The organism is Pseudomonas sp. KB_15, assembly GCF_052114525.1.
Classification (GTDB): domain Bacteria; phylum Pseudomonadota; class Gammaproteobacteria; order Pseudomonadales; family Pseudomonadaceae; genus Aquipseudomonas.
The window spans coordinates 40,376-58,402 of the sequence record NZ_JBFREX010000001.1 but is presented as its reverse complement, the minus strand read 5'-3'; the positions used below and the strand labels follow the sequence as shown (position 1 = coordinate 58,402).

Below are 18,027 nucleotides of genomic sequence, written 5' to 3'. Positions count from 1 at the left end.
CTTATCGGGGGAGCGTATGAAAGTCTTATGGGGGCTGGGGCGGTTGCTGACCCTGCTGTTCTGGTCGGTGGTGCTGGTCAATCTGCTCACGCCGTTCGTCTTTCCGCTGCACCTGTTGGTCAATCTGGCCGGTGGCCTGTTGGGGGGCATCCATCTTCTGGAGGCGTTGCTGTGCTATCGCAGCCTCCGGGGTCGCGCCCATCCCTGGCTTGACCGCCTGAAGATCATCATTTTCGGTGTGTTCCACCTGCAAACCATTCCAGCCCCCACCGCTTCGAAGGCTTCCCATGCGTAAACTCTGTCTGCTCGCCGCACTCATCAGCCCATTGGCCAGCGCACAGGTGGTGAGTGTCGAACCCAACTCGCTGATGCGCTTGCCCAACACCACCAGCACCCTGCAACTGGAACGCCTGGAAGTGGCCGATTACGGCACCTTGCTGATCCCCTCGAATGTGACCGAAGTTACCGTGGGTGAATTGCATCTGGGGCGTGAAGCACGCATTGCCATAGTGCCCGGGGAACAGGCGCTGGCGCTGAAGGTCCGTCGGGCCGATTTGTCCGAAGGCAGCCAGATCACCGCTCGTGGCGCACCCGGGACTTACCAGAAGGCCGCTCGATCCGGGCGCAACCTTGATTTGCAGATCAAGGCACTGAACGCACCGCAATTGATCGTTGATGCTCGCGGTGGTGCGGGTGCACCGGGATTTGTGGGTCTTGATGGGGCCAACGGCCAGGAACCGGGCTGCACCTGGGGACAGGCCGGTCGCGGTGCCGATGGCAGTGATGGCAGCAATGGTCAGCCGGGGGCACCGGGGGCGCTGGTCAAACTGGCAGTGCCGCACGACTTTCCGGCCGACCGGATCAAGGTTCAGGTGGCCGGTGGTGTCGGTGGCCTGGCCGGCCCTGGCGGCAAACCGGGTGCGGGTGGCAAGGCCAAGGGCTGCCTGGTTTACAAGGCCGATGGCGGCAAGAGCGGTAAACCTGGGGCTGATGGTCAGCCTGGGCCAGAAGGCGCGGCGGGTTCGGTGACTGTGCAGCGGTTGTAAAACTCACCAAGCCCCCTGTGGAGAGGGAGCTTGTCTGTGGCGAGGGGGCTTGCCCCCGTTGGGCCGCGAAGCGGCCCCAATTCCGATAATCGCAATACTGCTGAAGGTTAGCGGTGTCTGGATTTACGACTGCTTCGCAGCCGAACGGGAGGTGCGGCGATCCGACAAGCCCCCTCGCCACAAAAGCTCGGCAGATTTAAAACATCGGCCGTGCTGCAGCAATCGCCACCACAGCCAACCCCACCAACAAATTGATCCCCACCAATCGGCGAATCCGCCCCAGTACCGCCGCCCCGGCCGGCCAATCCTGCTCGGCCACGGCTGCGCGCAACTCCGGCAGCATCAGCGCCTGAATGCGGATAAACAACGCGGTCATCACCACATACAACCCCATCATCACCTGCACATAGCGCGGTGCGGCTTCAAAACCGTTGAAGTGCAGATGTAGCATGCCCACGCCGCTGATTGGCAGCAGTACAACCGCCACCCAGACCCAGCGGAAAAAACCTTGAAACACTTCTACCCACAACTTCAGTCGGGCAGGGCCTTCAAGTGCCTTCATCGCGGCGGGGCGCAGGACCATCCAGGCGAAAAACATGCCGCCGACCCACACCAGGGCGGCCAGTACATGCAGGCTATAAACGAGGCTAAAAGGTGTCATTGGGTTACTCCGTTCTGCGCAGGATTCATTAGCGGGGTATGATAGCGACCGAACCGAACTACTGAAAATTTATCCAGCGTTTTTTGCGCCCGACAATCCATGATCAGCACCGAACTCAAAACCACGATCCAGGGCGCCTACTCGCGTTTTCTCGAAGCCAAGAGCCTCAAGCCGCGCTACGGCCAACGCCTGATGATCGCCGAAGTCGCCAAGGTCCTGGGTGATATCGACACCGACGACGAAGGCCGGCGCAGTGGCGACCCCGCGATAGTCGCGGTGGAAGCCGGCACCGGTACCGGCAAGACCGTGGCCTACAGCCTGGCGGCGATTCCCACGGCCAAGGCCGCCGGCAAGCGCCTGGTGATCGCCACGGCTACCGTGGCCCTGCAGGAGCAGATCGTCTACAAGGACTTGCCCGACCTGATGCGCAACAGCGGGCTGAACTTCAGCTTCGCCCTGGCCAAGGGGCGCGGGCGCTACATGTGCCTGTCCAAGCTCGACATGCTGCTCCAGGAAGGCCACGCGCAGACTGCCACTGCGCAACTGTTCGAAGAAGAAGGCTTCAAGATCGAGGTCGACGAGGCCAGCCAGAAGCTGTTCACCAGCATGATCGAGAAGCTCGCCGGCAATAAGTGGGACGGCGACCGCGACAGTTGGTCCACCGCCCTGGAAGACGCCGACTGGGCGCGCCTGACCACCGATCACAGCCAGTGCACCAACCGCCATTGCCCGAACTTCGGCCAGTGCGCCTTCTACAAGGCCCGCGAAGGCATGGGCAAGGTCGACGTGATTGTCACCAACCACGACATGGTCCTGGCTGACCTGGCCCTGGGCGGCGGCGCTGTGCTGCCGGACCCGCGCGACACCATCTACGTGTTCGACGAAGGCCATCACCTGCCGGACAAGGCCATCGGTCACTTCGCCCATTACACGCGCCTGCGCTCCACCGCCGACTGGCTGGAAACCACCGCCAAGAACCTCACCAAACTGCTGGCCCAACACCCGTTGCCCGGCGACCTGGGCAAGTTGATCGAGCAGGTGCCGGAGCTGGCGCGGGAGATCAAGACCCAGCAGCAATTCATGTTCACCGCCTGCGAGCAGATTGCCGATTTCAAACCCGGCGAAGACGTTGAAGGCCGCGAGCGCCCGCGTCACCGATTCGTCGGCGGGGTGATTCCCGAGCACATGCGTGAAATGGGCATCGAACTGAAGAAAGGCTTCGCGCGCCTGACCGATCTGTTTACCCGCCTGACCGACCTGCTCAAGGAAGGCATGGACGGCGAGGTCAACATTGGCATCGCCAGCAACCAGGCTGAAGAGTGGTATCCGCTGTTCGGCAGCCTGTTGTCGCGTTCTTCCGGCAACTGGGAGCTGTGGACAGCCTTCACCGTCGAAGACCCGGAAGACAACCCGCCCATGGCCCGCTGGCTGACCCTGGCCGAAAGCGGTTCGCTGTTCGACATCGAGGTCAACGCAAGTCCCATCCTCGCGGCGGAAATGCTCCGGCGCAACCTGTGGAACGTGGCGTATGGCTGTCTGGTGACTTCGGCGACCTTGACGGCCCTCGGCACCTTCGACCGCTTCCGCATGCGCGCCGGCTTGCCGAAAAAAGCCGTGACAGCGGTGGTGCCGAGCCCGTTCCATCACGCCGACGCCGGTGTGCTGCGGGTGCCGAACCTGAACGCCGACCCGCGTGATGCAGCGGCGCATACCGCCGCGATCATTCGTGATCTGCCTGAATTGGTCGAAGGCTCGCGGGGCACACTGGTGCTGTTTTCCTCGCGTAAACAGATGCAGGACGTGTTCGATGGCCTCGACCGCGACTGGCGCAAGCAAGTGTTCATTCAAGGCAACCTGTCGAAACAGGAAACCCTGAACAAGCACAAGGCGCGAGTCGATGGCGGGGATTCCAGCGTGTTGTTCGGCCTGGCGAGCTTCGCCGAAGGGGTCGACTTGCCCGGTGCCTATTGCGAGCACGTGGTCATTGCCAAGATTCCTTTCTCGGTACCCGATGATCCCGTCGAAGCGGCGCTGTCGGAATGGATCGAAGCCCGGGGTGGCAATCCGTTCATGGAAATCTCCGTGCCGGACGCCTCGCTGAAGCTGGTCCAGGCCTGCGGGCGCTTGCTGCGCACCGAAGAAGACCGCGGCACCATCACCTTGCTCGACCGGCGCCTGGTGACCCAGCGCTATGGCAAAGCCATCCTCAACGCGTTGCCGCCGTTCCGTCGAGAAATTTCCTGAAGCACCGGTGGGCAGTTTTGCCCACCGCGTTGTCTATCTCTCTGCCATCGCTTTTCCACTGGCCCATTGAAGGTCGTTAGGGAGATTTTCGTTCTCATGATTTGCCGTTCGTTGCCTGCCGTATTTGCCCTGCTGTTCGCAACACCGCTGTTGGCCGCTCCTGCCAGCCAGCAGACGCTGTTCAACTTTGTGCGCCCCGCCGACGTGGTCCAGGTGGCGACTCAGGACGCCAGCCTGCCGCAGTCCAACGCCGAGCAAACCCCTGAAGGCGAAGTGCTGCGCCGGGTGACGTTCAACCCGGTCGCCCGGCCGACTTTGCGCCTGACCCCGCAAACCGGTGCCTGGGACTGGTCGCAGTCGGGCGTCATGAGCCTGCGGATCCAGAGTGCGATGAACTGGGCCTTGACCCTGTACGTAACCATTCAGAGCAACGACGGCAAGACACTGGTCAGCCGCGTCGATCTGCCGGCGGGGCCTGCGCAAACCCTGTTGGTGCCTTTGCAGGCGACATCACCGCTGAGCCAGGGCATGAAGGCTGGCCCGCCGATGCCGATGACCGTCGAGGGGCAGCGTGTGTTGCTGGCCAGTAGTGCCGGTGAGCTGGATCGCAGCCAGGTGGTGTCCGTGACTTTGTCGATGGACCAGCCGAAAGCCGCGCAAAGCATCCTGCTGGAGCGCTTTGGTGTGCAGGACGACGAGTCGGTCACCCAAGCCGTGTATGGCGGGTTGGTGGACGCGTATGGCCAGTCGACCCGGGCTAAATGGCCGGAAAAAGTCAGCAGCGACGAACAACTTAAAGGTGCAGCTGGCAAGGAGCAGCAGCAACTGAAAACCTGGCTGGCCGAGCGCGAAAAGTCCTCCCTGGACAAATTCGGTGGTTTGACCAAAGGCCCGTCATTCAAGGCCAGCGGCTTTTTCCGCACGGAGAAGCGTAACGATCGCTGGTATCTGGTGACGCCTGAAGGCCACCCGTTCTATTCCCTCGGGGTCAATACCGTTGCCCCGGATGTCAACCAGACCTATGTTGCCGGTCGCGAGTGGATGTTCGAATCCCTGCCCAAGGCTGACGAGACCCTGGCCAATCACTACGGCGAAGGCGACAACCGTGGCGGTAACGGTGCCGATCAAGGGCGCGGCTACAACGCCGGGCGCTGGTACGACTTCTACGGTGCCAACCTGCAGCGTCTGTATGGCGATCCATGCGCGAAGGGCAGCGATGCCAAGGCCAGTGTCGCCGAAGCGGCGGTAGAGAAAGCTGCTGAGCCAAAATCTGTCGAACCGTGCAAAGTGCTGTTCGACGAGCAGCGCTGGGCCAGTCACACCCTTGACCGCTTGCAGGCCTGGGGCTTCAACACCATTGGCAACTGGAGCGCACCCGTACTGGGCAACGCTGATCGCGTGCCGTACACCTTGCCGCTGTCGATTGTCGGCGACTATGCCAGCATCAGCACCGGTACCGACTGGTGGGGCGGCATGCCCGACCCGTTCGACCCGCGTTTCGCCATGGCCACTGAACGGGCCGTGGCCATTGCCGCCCGCGATCATCGTGACGATCCGTGGCTGATCGGTTACTACGCCGACAACGAACTGGCCTGGGCCGGTCCCGGCGATGACCCGAAAGCCCGTTATGCCCTGGCCTACGGCACCTTGAAAATGACCACCGACGTGCCGGCCAAGCGCGCGTTCCTCAAGCAACTGCGCGACAAGTACCGCAACCAGGCGGGCCTGTCGAAAGCCTGGGGCATTGATCTGCCGGCCTGGGAATTGATGGAAGACCCGGGGTTCGTGCCGCCACTGCCAAGCGCCGATCACCCGGAAATCGAAGCCGACTTCAAATACTTCCAGAAGGTCTTTGCCGACACTTATTTCAAGACCATCTCCGACTCACTCAAATGGCACGCGCCGAACCAGCTGCTGCTCGGCGGCCGTTTCGCGATCAGTACGCCGGAAGCCGTGGAGTCCTGCGCCCAGTATTGCGACGTGTTGAGCTTCAACATGTACACCCTGCAACCCCGGGATGGTTACGACTTCGCCAAACTGCGCAGTCTCGACAAACCGGTGCTGATCACCGAGTTCAATTTCGGCTCGGCTGATCGTGGGCCGTTCTGGGGCGGCGTCACGCCGTTGGTGAAGGAGGAGGACCGCGGTCCGGCGTACGCCAACTTCCTCAAGCAGGCATTGAGCGAGCCGTCGATTGTTGGCGTGCATTGGTTCCAGTACCTCGATCAACCGGTCACCGGGCGCCTGCTTGACGGTGAAAACGGTCACTTCGGGTTGGTGGGTATCACTGATCTGCCGTTCCAGGGCTTTGTCGACAGCGTGCGCAAGAGCAATCTGGCGACGGTCGAGCATTTGGGCAAAGAGGCCGAGAAGGCTGCGGCCGCAGCCGACAAAGCCAGCCACGATGCCGAGGGCGGCAGGAAAGCCGAGGCCGGAAAGGGCCCGGGGAAGGGCGCCGGTGGGCATTCGGGGAAAGGCCATTAATCGCTGAAACCGCGTCATCGTTCTTCGCGAGCAAGCCCGCTCCCACATTCGACCGTGTTCTTCCAGAAGGAATACGGGCGAATGTGGGAGCGGGCTTGCTCGCGAAGGCGTCTATACAGACGCGATGCATTTCCGATCAGTTTTATGAGTGACAGACCATCCAGCCCAACCCTGTTCCCAAAACCCTCAAGGGCTGGAACAATGCCCGCCACTTTGTAGAGCGTTAATCCGGGGAGTTGCGGGTGCAGATTCAGGGTCATTACGAGCTTAAGTTCGAAGCGGTGCGAGAGGCGTTCGCGGCGCTGTTCGACGATCCCCAGGAGCGTGGCGCAGCGTTGTGCATTCAGATAGGTGGCGAAACCGTCGTCGATCTGTGGGCCGGCACTGCCGACAAGGACGGGGCCGAGGCCTGGCACAGCGATACCATTGCCAACCTGTTCTCCTGCACCAAGACCTTTACCGCCGTCACCGCGCTGCAACTGGTGGCCGAAGGCAAGCTGCAACTGGATGCCCCGGTTGCGCGCTACTGGCCCGAATTTGCCGCTGCCGGCAAAGAGTCCGTCACCCTGCGTCAACTGCTCTGCCATCAGGCCGGCCTTCCGGCATTGCGCGAATTACTGGCCCCTGAAGCCCTGTACGACTGGCAAACCATGGTCGACGCCCTGGCCGCCGAAACGCCGTGGTGGACGCCGGGCGAAGGTCACGGTTACGCGGCGATCACCTATGGCTGGCTGGTCGGTGAATTGCTGCGCCGTGCCGACGGTCGTGGGCCGGGGGAGTCCATCGTGGCGCGGGTCGCCAGGCCGTTGGGACTGGACTTTCATGTGGGGTTGGCCGACGAAGAGTTCTATCGTGTGGCCCACATTGCGCGGGGCAAGGGCAATGTCGGCGATGCTGCCGCCCAGCGCCTGCTGCAAGTGACCATGCGTGAGCCAACGGCCATGACGACCCGGGCGTTCACCAACCCGCCGTCGATCATGACCAGCACCAACAAACCCGAGTGGCGACGCATGCAACAGCCAGCCGCCAATGGCCATGGCAATGCCCGCAGCCTGGCCGGGTTCTACGCCGGCCTGCTCGACGGCAGCCTGCTGGAAAGCGAAATGCTCGATGAATTGACTCGTGAGCACAGCCTCGGCGAGGACAAGACTTTATTGACACGGACCCGTTTCGGCCTGGGTTGCATGCTCGATCAACCGGACGTTGCCAATGCCACGTTCGGCCTTGGCCCGCGGGCGTTTGGTCATCCGGGTGCCGGCGGTTCCATCGGTTTTGCTGACCCGGAGCACGATGTGGCCTTCGGATTTGTGACAAATACCCTGGGGCCGTACGTCTTGATGGACCCACGCGCGCAAAAGCTGGTGCGGGTCCTGGCCACTTGTCTGTAAAAACGATTATCGGGTTCCCGGACTGGAACCCGATAACCTTTCCAGTTTCAAAGCGTCTGTTTACACGGGCCGATGTGGCTAATGCCGATCAGTCAAGCGGTAAGGCGATCTGTAGCAGCTGCCGAGCCTGCGAGGCTGCGTTCGGCTGCATGGCAGTCGTGAGTCCAGCTGACGCGGCCTGCCTGATGTACCGCGATTACTGATTTACGACTGCTTCGCAGCCGAACGCAGCCTCGCGGGCTCGGCAGCTGCTACAAAGGTGTCGCGGCTGAAATTGCTTAACTGACTGGCATTAGGCCGATGTGGCCTGATTTTTTTGACTTCATTTTTGTGGATATCCAATGTCATCCAATAAAACCCTCGCCTTGGCCCTGTGCTTCGCCATTACCGGTTGCGCACAGACTCCACAGAAAGACGTGACGGCACCTGTCGCCAAGACTGAAAGCAGCAGCCACTGGTACTGGCCGTTCAGTTCCGACGACAGCGCCGGCAAACCCGCGGTCAAGCCGGAAGTGAAACCTGAAGTCAAACCCGTTGCAGTGGCCAAGGCCGGAACCGATAGCGGCAGCAAGTGGTACTGGCCGTTCGGCGGCAGCGAGCAGAGCGCGGCCAAGGCTGTGCCGATGCCAGACCCGAAAGTCACCCAAGCCTGGCTTGACGACTACGAACCGCGTCTGCGCGAGGCGATCAAGGGCAGCAACCTGGAGCTTGAGCGCCGCGAAAACGTGCTGGTGGTGACTGCGCCGGTCGAAGGCTCGTTCAACCCGGATCGCCCGGCCATGTTGTTGCCGGTCACACTCGGTCCGTTTACTCGCGTTGCCAAAATCCTTGAAGCCGATCCAAAGACCGCTGTCCTGATCCTCGGTCACAGCGATACGTCCGGCGCTGCTGCTGCCAACGTCAAACTGAGCCAGGAGCGTGCCCAGGCCGTTGCGGCAATTTTCCGACTCAGTGGTTTGCAGCGTGATCGCTTGATGCTGCGTGGCCTGGGCGGTGATGCGCCGCGTGCCGCCAACGACAGCGTGCAAGGGCGTGCGTTGAATCGCCGCGTGGAGCTGCTGGTGACCCCGCAAAACACCATGGCCGCACTGCTGAGCAAGTACAACATGCCGGCGCCGGCCCCTGTGACCAAGGTCACTGCCGCTGACGTCAAGCCGGTCGCCAAGCCTGTGACACCGGCCCCGGCTGCTAAAAAAGCGACCGTCCCGACCACGAAAAAAGCGCCAGCCAAAAAAGCTCCGGCCAAGAAAGCACCTGCGAAAACTGCAACGCCGGCGAAGAAGACCACGCCAGCCAAAGCCTCCGCGGCTGACAAGAAAGTCTCCGCCACCGATACTGCAAAGCAGTGATCCGTTAACCAAAAGGAATGCGCCATGACCAAGGGCCTGGCTGATATGCGTCGTGACTACACCCGTGATGGCTTGACCGAGGCACAAGCCCCGGCCGAGCCGTTTGCGCTGTTCCATCAGTGGTTCGCCGACGCGGTGAAAACCGAACAGGCGCCCGTGGAAGCCAACGCAATGACCCTGGCCACCGTCGACCCGGACGGTCGACCACACTGTCGCATTCTGTTGCTCAAGGGCCTGGACGAGCTGGGCTTCACCTTTTTCACCAACTACGAAAGCGCCAAGGGCCAGCACCTGGCCGCGAATCCGTTCGCGGCCATGACGTTTTTCTGGCCCGCGCTGGAGCGCCAGGTGCGCATCGAAGGGCGGGTGGTGAAGGTTACGCCTGAGGAGTCCGACGCCTATTATCAGGTCCGCCCACTGGGAAGTCGCCTGGGGGCCTGGGCTTCGCCGCAGAGCCGCGTGATCGCCGATCGTGGCGAACTCGAAGCGCTGCTCAAGGACACCGAGCAACGTTTCAGCGATACCCAGCCGCATTGCCCGGAACACTGGGGCGGTTATCGCCTGCTGCCGGAACGCATCGAATTCTGGCAGGGTCGCCCAAGCCGCCTGCACGATCGCCTCAATTACCGCCAGCAGGGCGCCGACTGGATTCTTGAACGTCTGGCACCCTGAAGTCTATCGACCGGGATAGCCTGCCGCAGCGGCCTCCAGCCACTTCGGCAGGTCTCGACGCTTGATCTTCTGCGCCCGGGCGCTCGCCAACTGTTCGAGCATGAAGGCTTTTTTCTGCTCGTCCTTGCCCGCCAGCGCTAGCGCCAGGTCTCGGTCCATCCAGCGTTTGATCCGCACGTACAGCCACCAATGGAAGTACAAACCGGCAACAGTCGTGACGACGATGATAAAGTAGTCCATGAGAATCCTTGGCCAGTGGGCAGTTTTCCGATTTTGCCGCTACTGTGTGAGTTCGTGGAGGCGCCTTAACGGAGCCTGAATCAAACCAATTTTACCCGGGCGATGCCGTGACAGGCGTCAAGCTGCGGAGTTTAATGAATATCTGTTTTTTTGGAGTTGATGCTATGCGTAAGTCTGTTCTGCTGGTTGCTTCCTTTTCCACGATGGCGATGTTGCTCACGGGTTGCCAATCGAACCTGACCGGTGACTCCTACTCCCGTGACGAGGCGCGTCGCGTGCAGACCGTTCGCATGGGCACCATCGAAGCATTGCGCCCGGTGAAAATCGAAGGCACCAAAACCCCGATCGGCGGCGCTGCAGGCGCAGTGGTCGGCGGCGTTGGCGGCAGCTCCATCGGTGGCGGCAAAGGCAGCGTCGTTGCTGCCGTCATCGGTGCTGTGGCCGGCGGTCTGCTCGGTTCGGCCGCCGAAGAAGGCCTGACCCGCACCCAGGGCGTGGAAATCACCGTGCGCGAAGACGATGGCAGCATGCGCGCCTACGTTCAGGAAGTTCAGCCGAACGAAGTGTTCCGTGTTGGCGAGCGTGTGCGCATTGCCAGTGTGAATGGCACCAGCCGCGTTTCGCACTAAGCGAAAACGCCGGATAAACAAAAAACCCGATCAGGTGACTGATCGGGTTTTTTGTTTTTAGCTGAGGTGAGTCTTGATTGGCGCCAGGCGTTATCGGTATATCAGGATGCCAGGTTGGAGCTCTTGCGGCTCGCCATCGCCGTTACCCCATAACCGATCAGCGCGGCCAGAATCGAACCTGTCAGGATCCCCATGCGGTCCATCCCGGCGAAATCACTCACGCCCGGCTCAAAGGCCAGCGAGCCGACAAACAGACTCATCGTGAAACCGATGCCGCAGAGAATCGCCACGCCCAGTATCTGGCCCCAATTGGCGCCTTGGGGCAGGGCGGCGATACCGGTTTTCACGGCCAGCCAGGTCAGGCCGAAGACACCGACAGTCTTGCCCAGCAGCAGCCCGATGGCGATGCCCATGGGCACGTGGTGGGTGAAGCTTTCGACGGTGACGCCGCTCAGGGACAGGCCGGCATTGGCGAAGGCGAACAGTGGCAGGATGCCGTAGGCCACCCACGGATGCAGGGCGTGTTCCAGGGTCAGCAGCGGGGAGGGCTCGGCATTTTTAGTGCGCAGCGGAATGCAGAAGGCCAGGGTCACGCCGGCCAGCGTGGCGTGGACACCACTCTTGAGCACGCAGACCCAGAGGATCAGGCCAATGATCATGTACGGCCCGAGCTTGACCACACCAAGCCGGTTCATCCCGATCAGCGCCGCAATACAGGCTGCGGCCAGCGCCAGGGACAGGGTCGACAGCGCGCCGGAATAGAAGATCGCAATGATGATGATTGCGCCGAGGTCGTCGATGATCGCCAGGGTCATCAGGAACAGTTTCAGTGAGACCGGAACGCGTTTGCCCAGCAGCGCCAGCACGCCAAGGGCGAAGGCGATGTCGGTGGCGGTCGGGATTGCCCAGCCGTTCAGGGCCGGTGGCGTGTCGCGATTGAGATACCAGTAGATCAGCGCCGGCACCACCATGCCGCCAATCGCCGCTGCGCCAGGCAGGACGATTTGCGACGGTTTGGACAACTGGCCGTCGAGGACTTCGCGCTTTACTTCCAGGCCGATCAGCAGGAAGAACAGCGCCATCAGGCCGTCGTTGATCCACAGCAGCAACGGTTTGGCGATTTTCAGCGCGCCGATCTGCGCCACCACGGGGGTGTCCAGCAGGCCGTTGTACAGCCACGACAGCGGCGAGTTGTTGATGATCAGAGCCAGAACGGCAGCGGCGATCAATAACAGACCGCTGGCAGCTTCCAACTGAAAGAAACGCGTGAAAGTGCTACGCAGAGGCAAGGTCGCTCTCCATCCGTGAATTCAAAAGGTGTTACACCCTAACAAGTACCGTTAGTTGTTAAAACAAAAGTTATATTCTTTTTTGTTATATGTCGTTACAACGTGATCTGCCAGCAGCGAACTGAGCCTAGCAGTTGCCGGGCGTATTGGATCTCAGCTGTACCTGTGCTGGATGTAGGTTTTTTCCTAAGCTTGATGGTTGAGCCCTGTGACAAGGCCGACTCTTGCCTGATTCAATGAGAAAACCATCATGAGCGACAACCGACAGTGGTCCCGCGAAGCGATCCGGATCATCGAAGCCGACTACCAGCGCAGCGCCGACACCCACCTGATCCCTTTGCCGCTGCCAGGTTTTCCGGGTATCGAGTTGTACTTCAAGGATGAGTCCAGCCACCCCACGGGTAGCCTGAAGCACCGGCTGGCGCGCTCGTTGTTCCTCTATGCACTGTGTAACGGCTGGCTCAAGCCCGGTGCGCCGGTGATTGAAGCATCCAGCGGTTCGACGGCGATTTCCGAAGCGTACTTCGCGCGCATGCTGGGCTTGCCGTTCATTGCAGTGATGCCGGCAACTACCTCGAAAGAAAAGATCGCGCAAATTGCCTTCTACGGTGGCCAAAGCCATCTGGTGGATGACCCGACACAGATCTACGCCGAGTCCGAGCGTCTGGCTCGCGAACACGACGGGCATTTCATCGACCAGTTCACTTACGCCGAGCGCGCCACCGACTGGCGGGCGAACAACAACATTGCCGAGTCGATTTTTCATCAGATGCGTTTCGAGCAGCATCCCGAGCCGAGCTGGCTGATTTCCAGCCCAGGCACTGGCGGCACCACGGCCACCCTGGGCCGTTACGTGCGTTATCGCCAGCATTGCACCCGCGTGCTGTGTGCCGATGCCGAGCGTTCGGTGTTCTTCGATTACTACCAGACCGGCGATGCCAGCCTGCGCCTGGACCACGGCTCGCGCATCGAAGGCATTGGCCGGCCGCGTGTGGAAGCGTCGTTTCTGCCCAAGGTGATCGACGCGATGGTCAAGGTGCCGGATGCCCTGTCACTGGCGGCCATGCACTACCTGGCCGAGCGCCTGGGACGCCATGTGGGCGGGTCGAGCGGGACCAACCTGATCGGCGCATTGATGGCTGCTCAGCACATGAAGGCGGCGGGGGAGACGGGGTCGATGGTGGCGATTCTATGTGACAGCGGAGAGCGCTACGCCACGACCTATTACGATCCGGAGTGGCTCAAGGCTCAGGGGTATGAGTTGAGTGGCTTGATGGCAGCGGTGGCCGCGACGGTGGAGAGAGGGGAGCCGCTGCCGGACTCGGTTTTGCGCGCCAATATCTGACACGGCGAAGATCAAATGTGGGAGCGGGCTTGCTCGCGAAAGCGGTCAATCAGCCAACACATATGTTGGATGTGAAACCGTCTTCGCGAGCAAGCCCGCTCCCACATTAGAGTGCTATCAGGCCTCGAGGCCGAGGATGTCCCGGGCCACTGCTTCTGCAATGCGAATACCATCAACACCCGCTGACAGAATCCCGCCCGCATAACCGGCACCTTCACCGGCCGGGAACAAGCCTTTCACGTTCAGGCTCTGCATCGACTCGTTGCGGGTAATACGCAGCGGCGACGAAGTACGGGTCTCGATCCCGGTCAACACCGCGTCGTGCAGCGAGTAACCGCGAATCTGCTTTTCGAATGCCGGCAAGGCTTCGCGAATCGCTTCGATGGCGAACGCCGGCAGCGCCAGCGCCAGGTCACCCAGGGCAACTCCCGGTTTGTAGGATGGTTCGACCGTGCCCAGTTCGGTGGACGGTTTGCCCGCGATAAAATCGCCGACCAGTTGCGCCGGGGCTTCGTAGTTGCTGCCGCCCAGCACAAAGGCATGGGATTCCAGGCGTTCCTGCAGCTCGATTCCGGCCAGCGGGCCGCCCGGATAATCGACTTCCGGGGTGATACCGACGACGATCCCGGAGTTGGCATTGCGCTCGTTACGCGAGTACTGGCTCATGCCATTGGTAACCACGCGGTTCGGCTCGGACGTCGCCGCCACTACAGTACCGCCCGGGCACATGCAGAAGCTGTAGACCGAGCGGCCGTTCTTGGCGTGGTGCACCAGTTTGTAGTCGGCGGCGCCCAGTTTCGGGTGGCCGGCGTACTTGCCCAGGCGCGCACGGTCGATCAGCGACTGCGGATGCTCGATGCGGAAACCCACCGAGAACGGCTTGGCTTCCATGAACACGCCACGGCCGTGGAGCATGCGGAAGGTGTCGCGGGCGCTGTGGCCGAGGGCCAGGATCACGTGTTTCGAGTGTATCTGCTCACCGCCATTGAGTTCGACGCCGACCAGTTGGCCGTCTTCGAGCAGCACGTCGGTGACCCGCTGCTGGAAACGCACTTCACCGCCCAGAGCGCGAATCTGCTCACGCATGTTTTCCACCACGCCGGTCAGACGGAACGTGCCGATGTGCGGTTTGCTGACGTAGAGGATTTCTTCCGGTGCGCCGGCTTTGACGAACTCGTGCAGGACCTTGCGACCGATGAACTTCGGGTCCTTGATCTGGCTGTAGAGCTTGCCGTCGGAGAATGTCCCCGCGCCGCCTTCGCCGAATTGCACGTTGGATTCCGGATTGAGCACGCTTTTGCGCCACAGGCCCCAGGTGTCCTTGGTGCGCTGGCGCACTTCAGTGCCGCGTTCGAGGATGATCGGCTTGAAGCCCATTTGCGCCAGCAGCAGCCCGGCGAAAATTCCGCACGGGCCGAAGCCGACGACGATCGGACGTGCGCTCAGGTCGGCCGGTGCCTGGCCAACCATTTTGTAGCTGACATCCGGCGCCACGTTGACGTTACGGTCATCGGCGAACTTGTGCAGCACCGCCGCCTCATCGCGAACTTCAAGGTCGATGGTGTAGATGAAACACAGCTCGGAGGACTTTTTACGCGCATCGTAGCTGCGTTTGAACAAGGTGAAATCGAGCAGGTCATCGCTGTTGATGCCCAGGCGCTGCACGATGGCAGGGCGCAGGTCTTCATCGGGATGGTCGATCGGCAACTTGAGTTCGGTAATTCGTAACATGGCGGGATCCGGTTCGCGGGGCGCACAACTGCGCCAGGGCGTTTGAAACCCGCGATTATAAGCCTCAATGGCCGCGTCCAGTGAGGCAAAAACCGCCTCCCGTCGAATCAGTCGTCGCGTGATCCGCCGAAATAGCCGCATCCGCGCTGAACCTGGCCATCAATTCGCAGTTCGGCGCTCATGTGCTGGATGCTGCCGGTGCTGCTGTCGACGCAACGTTGCGGTGCAACCCACAGTTCGATGTGCTGATTGTTGGCTTCGGTGCTGAGATTGAAACGGCCATCGCCCAGTTGCTCTTCGACGTAAGGCACAGCCAAGGGGGGCTGGCCGGCGCGGTCGATGACCATGCCTTTGCCGCTGACTTTCACGCTCCATTCCGGGGTGTGGCCGGCGGCGCGCAGGATCAGTTGCTTGAAATTCGGATCGTCGCACGCGGTGCCCGAGCGCTCGACGCGGTACAACTGCTCAAGATCGAACTGGCCGTCACCACCGCTGCCGGCTATAACCCGCCCGCGCACGTCGGCAAACAGCTTGCCCTGCTTGTCCGCCAGGTTTGCGGCCTGCTGCAGGACGCTGGTACCGCCCGTGTCGTTGACCACATAGCGGTTTGCCTGGTTGCACGGCTGGAACACCAGTTTGCCGTCCGCCGCGGTCAACTGGCCTTGCATGCGTGTCTGGCCGACATGGGAGGCGCTCTGCCGCTCACCCTCGAACAACTGGCAAGCGGCGAACAGCGGAAGCAGGGCAACGAGGACTAAGGAACGGGCAACACACATCTTGGGGTCTCCTGACAAGTGCCGCCACGTTACTCAGGCTGACCGTTCATCACAAGCCATGAGTTGGACTTGTCACTGAGTCGAAGCTGCGCAAGTAACATTCGGCTTTACTTCAGGCACCAGGGCGAGAGGGATTTTGGCGTAACCTCGTCGTCCTTTTTCGTGGGAGATCGTATGAAAATTGCCGGAAAGCTGGTTTTTGCAGTGTTGCTAATGTCGGGAGCGCTACAGTGTTTCGCCGCTGAAATCGCGCTTTCGTCCGGGACGGACTTTACCGAAATGACGCTGAAACTCAGGCAGACCGACAACTTGAATCCCGATAGCGTGGAGCTGAAAGTACAGCTCAGCCCCGACGCGCAGCGCCGGTTCACACTCGTGACGCGTCAGGCAATGCATCAGTATTTGCAGCTGTCGATCAACGACATAGTGGTGTCAAACGCGATGATTCATGTGGTGATCGAAGGCCCTGGGCTGGTGATAATGGTGCCGCGTAAAATTGCACGCGATCTTCTGCCCACATTGCTGGAGCCTTCGACACCCTGATGCGACGCTGAAGCAGCGCCGCATGCCGAGCCAGTTCAACCCACGTGAAACGTCTGGCCCGTCTGCAACCCTTCGACACTTTTGGCATAGGCCAACGCCACATCCGCTGCAGGAACCGGCTTGAAGCCGCGGAAATACGGTGCGTACTTGCCCATGGCTTCGACCAGCACGTTGGGGCTGATCGAGTTGACGCGCAGGCCGCGGGGCAGCTCGATGGCGGCGGCGCGGACGAAACTGTCCAGCGCGCCATTGACCAGCGCTGCCGAGGCCCCGCTGTAAATCGGATCGTGACTGAGCACGCCAGTGGTGAAGGTGAACGAGGCGCCGTCATTGGCAAACTCGCGGCCGATCAGCAGCAGGTTGACCTGGCCCATCAGTTTGTCTTTCAGGCCCAGAGCAAAGCTCTCTTCGGTCATCTCGTTGAGCGGCGCGAAGGTCACGTTGCCGGCGGCACAGACCAGGGCATCGAACTTGCCGGTTTGTTCGAACAGTTTGCGAATCGAAGCGCTGTCGCTGATGTCCACCTGAAAGTCGCCGCTGGTGCGACCGATGCGGATGATTTCGTGGCGTTGCGACAGTTCCTTGTCGATGGCCGAACCGATGGTGCCGCCTGCGCCGATCAAAAGAATTTTCATGGAGGCTGATCCTCGTTGTGGGTTGAACGAGGTATCAGTTTAGGGTGGTTTTTTCCGTAAATAAGCGCACTAATAGGCAACCTTTGGTTTTCAAATGGAAACAATCCGTGAGCGAGATGGATGACCTGGCCGCGTTCGCCGTATTGATCGAAGCGGGAAGTTTCACCCTGGCGGCGCAACAGCTCGGTTGCAGCAAAGGCCAGCTGTCCAAGCGCATCAGCCAGCTGGAAGCGCAGTTTTCCGTGGTGCTGTTGCAACGTACCACTCGCCGCTTGAGCCTGACTGCAGCCGGTGCGGCGTTGTTGCCACAGGCACAGGCGCTGGTGGTGCAAGTCGAGCGGGCGCGTCAGGCCCTGGCGCGTCTGAAGGACGACATGGCTGGTCCGGTGCGGATGACGGTGCCGGTGTCGCTCGGTGAAACCTTCTTCGATGGTCTGTTGCTGGAGTTCTCCGCCAAATACCCTCAGGTGCAGATCGAGCTGGAGCTCAACAACAGCTACCGTGATCTGTCCCGCGACGGCTTCGACCTGGCGATTCGCTCTGACGTGGCCATTGACCAGCGACTGGTGGCGCGCCCGTTGCTGGCGTGGCAAGAACTGACCTGTGCCAGCCCGGCCTATCTGGACCAATACGGTGAACCGCAAACGCCCCAGGCGCTGGTCGAGCATCGCTGCCTGCTCAACAGCCATTACAGCGGCCGCGAAGAATGGCTGTATCACCAGCAGCACGAGTTGTTGCGGGTGCGGGTATCGGGGCCGTTCGCCAGCAACCACTACAACCTGTTGAAGAAAGCCGCACTGGTCGGCGCCGGTATTGCGCGCCTGCCATCCTACTGTTTGCCAACCGAACTGGCCGACGGGCGTTTGCGCTGGCTGCTGCGCGATTATCAGACCCGCAGCATGCCGATGTACCTGGTGCATCCGTATCAGGGTGGGTTGCCCAAGCGCACGCAGGTACTGGCGGATTATTCATTCAAAAGAGATGTTGCCTGACCC

The 18,027-nt window shown here is 61.2% G+C and carries 17 protein-coding genes; 11 read left to right on the top strand and 6 right to left on the bottom strand.

From position 1 onward, the window contains the following. Positions 1–16: 16 nt before the first annotated feature. Both AB4Z35_RS00250 and AB4Z35_RS00245 read left to right on the top strand, forming a co-directional pair. On the top strand, positions 17–295 hold the full coding sequence (locus tag AB4Z35_RS00250) for a DUF1145 domain-containing protein (RefSeq protein ID WP_007996809.1): 279 nt from the start codon (positions 17–19) through the stop codon (positions 293–295). Next, the gene (locus AB4Z35_RS00245; RefSeq protein ID WP_442095638.1) at positions 288–1,046 is read left to right on the top strand and encodes a collagen-like protein; all 759 of its coding nucleotides are present in this window, start codon (positions 288–290) and stop codon (positions 1,044–1,046) included. The genes AB4Z35_RS00250 and AB4Z35_RS00245 overlap by 8 nt, the downstream gene beginning before the upstream one ends. Before the next feature lie 196 nt (positions 1,047–1,242). On the opposite strand, the gene AB4Z35_RS00240 is transcribed toward AB4Z35_RS00245, so the two are convergent. Beyond that, positions 1,243–1,707, bottom strand: coding sequence for a CopD family protein (locus AB4Z35_RS00240; RefSeq protein WP_442095637.1), 465 nt, complete (start codon positions 1,705–1,707; stop codon positions 1,243–1,245). A 99-nt stretch (positions 1,708–1,806) separates the two neighbouring features. Here AB4Z35_RS00240 and dinG point away from each other — a divergent pair, with 99 nt between their 5' ends. The 5 genes from dinG (at position 1,807) to pdxH (ending at position 9,844) form a co-directional block, all read left to right on the top strand. Next, positions 1,807–3,951, top strand: coding sequence for an ATP-dependent DNA helicase DinG (gene dinG / locus AB4Z35_RS00235; protein ID WP_008016067.1), 2,145 nt, complete (start codon positions 1,807–1,809; stop codon positions 3,949–3,951). Between the two features lie 96 nt (positions 3,952–4,047). Then, on the top strand, positions 4,048–6,435 hold the full coding sequence (locus AB4Z35_RS00230) for a beta-agarase (RefSeq protein WP_442095636.1): 2,388 nt from the start codon (positions 4,048–4,050) through the stop codon (positions 6,433–6,435). A 242-nt stretch (positions 6,436–6,677) separates the two neighbouring features. Then, on the top strand, positions 6,678–7,823 hold the full coding sequence (locus tag AB4Z35_RS00225) for an EstA family serine hydrolase (RefSeq protein ID WP_007996802.1): 1,146 nt from the start codon (positions 6,678–6,680) through the stop codon (positions 7,821–7,823). 341 nt (positions 7,824–8,164) lie between these two features. Further along, entirely contained in the window at positions 8,165–9,172 is a 1,008-nt protein-coding gene (locus tag AB4Z35_RS00220; protein ID WP_442095635.1) for an OmpA family protein, read from the top strand. Between the two features lie 24 nt (positions 9,173–9,196). Beyond that, entirely contained in the window at positions 9,197–9,844 is a 648-nt protein-coding gene (pdxH, locus tag AB4Z35_RS00215) for a pyridoxamine 5'-phosphate oxidase (protein WP_108227863.1), read from the top strand. A gap of 3 nt (positions 9,845–9,847) precedes the next feature. Here pdxH and AB4Z35_RS00210 read toward each other — a convergent pair whose 3' ends face one another. Next, complete coding sequence (locus tag AB4Z35_RS00210; RefSeq protein ID WP_007996796.1) at positions 9,848–10,084, bottom strand: hypothetical protein; 237 nt, start codon at positions 10,082–10,084, stop codon at positions 9,848–9,850. Between the two features lie 164 nt (positions 10,085–10,248). Between AB4Z35_RS00210 and AB4Z35_RS00205 the strand changes: the two genes are divergently transcribed. After that, positions 10,249–10,713: a glycine zipper 2TM domain-containing protein gene (locus AB4Z35_RS00205; protein WP_111281476.1), complete on the top strand. Its 465-nt coding sequence runs from the start codon at positions 10,249–10,251 to the stop codon at positions 10,711–10,713. A gap of 101 nt (positions 10,714–10,814) precedes the next feature. Here the strand turns inward: AB4Z35_RS00205 and nhaA are convergent, their stop codons facing one another. After that, a complete protein-coding gene (gene nhaA / locus AB4Z35_RS00200; protein WP_108227862.1) occupies positions 10,815–12,002 on the bottom strand; it encodes a Na+/H+ antiporter NhaA in 1,188 nt (395 codons plus the stop codon). A gap of 247 nt (positions 12,003–12,249) precedes the next feature. On the opposite strand from nhaA, the gene AB4Z35_RS00195 reads away from it, so the two are divergent. After that, positions 12,250–13,347 carry a PLP-dependent cysteine synthase family protein gene (locus AB4Z35_RS00195; RefSeq protein ID WP_177323273.1) on the top strand — a complete coding sequence of 366 codons (1,098 nt, stop codon included), beginning with the start codon at positions 12,250–12,252 and terminating at the stop codon, positions 13,345–13,347. A gap of 117 nt (positions 13,348–13,464) precedes the next feature. Here the strand turns inward: AB4Z35_RS00195 and AB4Z35_RS00190 are convergent, their stop codons facing one another. Both AB4Z35_RS00190 and AB4Z35_RS00185 read right to left on the bottom strand, forming a co-directional pair. Further along, a complete protein-coding gene (locus tag AB4Z35_RS00190) occupies positions 13,465–15,078 on the bottom strand; it encodes an NAD(P)/FAD-dependent oxidoreductase (RefSeq protein WP_442095634.1) in 1,614 nt (537 codons plus the stop codon). Between the two features lie 107 nt (positions 15,079–15,185). Next, positions 15,186–15,854, bottom strand: a complete 669-nt coding sequence (locus AB4Z35_RS00185) for a COG3650 family protein (RefSeq protein WP_442095633.1) — start codon at positions 15,852–15,854, stop codon at positions 15,186–15,188. 174 nt (positions 15,855–16,028) lie between these two features. Between AB4Z35_RS00185 and AB4Z35_RS00180 the strand changes: the two genes are divergently transcribed. Further along, positions 16,029–16,397: a hypothetical protein gene (locus tag AB4Z35_RS00180; protein WP_442095632.1), complete on the top strand. Its 369-nt coding sequence runs from the start codon at positions 16,029–16,031 to the stop codon at positions 16,395–16,397. Between the two features lie 35 nt (positions 16,398–16,432). Here the strand turns inward: AB4Z35_RS00180 and AB4Z35_RS00175 are convergent, their stop codons facing one another. After that, a complete protein-coding gene (locus tag AB4Z35_RS00175) occupies positions 16,433–17,032 on the bottom strand; it encodes a short chain dehydrogenase (protein WP_442095631.1) in 600 nt (199 codons plus the stop codon). A 107-nt stretch (positions 17,033–17,139) separates the two neighbouring features. Here AB4Z35_RS00175 and AB4Z35_RS00170 point away from each other — a divergent pair, with 107 nt between their 5' ends. Next, positions 17,140–18,024, top strand: a complete 885-nt coding sequence (locus AB4Z35_RS00170) for a LysR family transcriptional regulator (RefSeq protein WP_442095630.1) — start codon at positions 17,140–17,142, stop codon at positions 18,022–18,024. Positions 18,025–18,027: the final 3 nt, after the last annotated feature.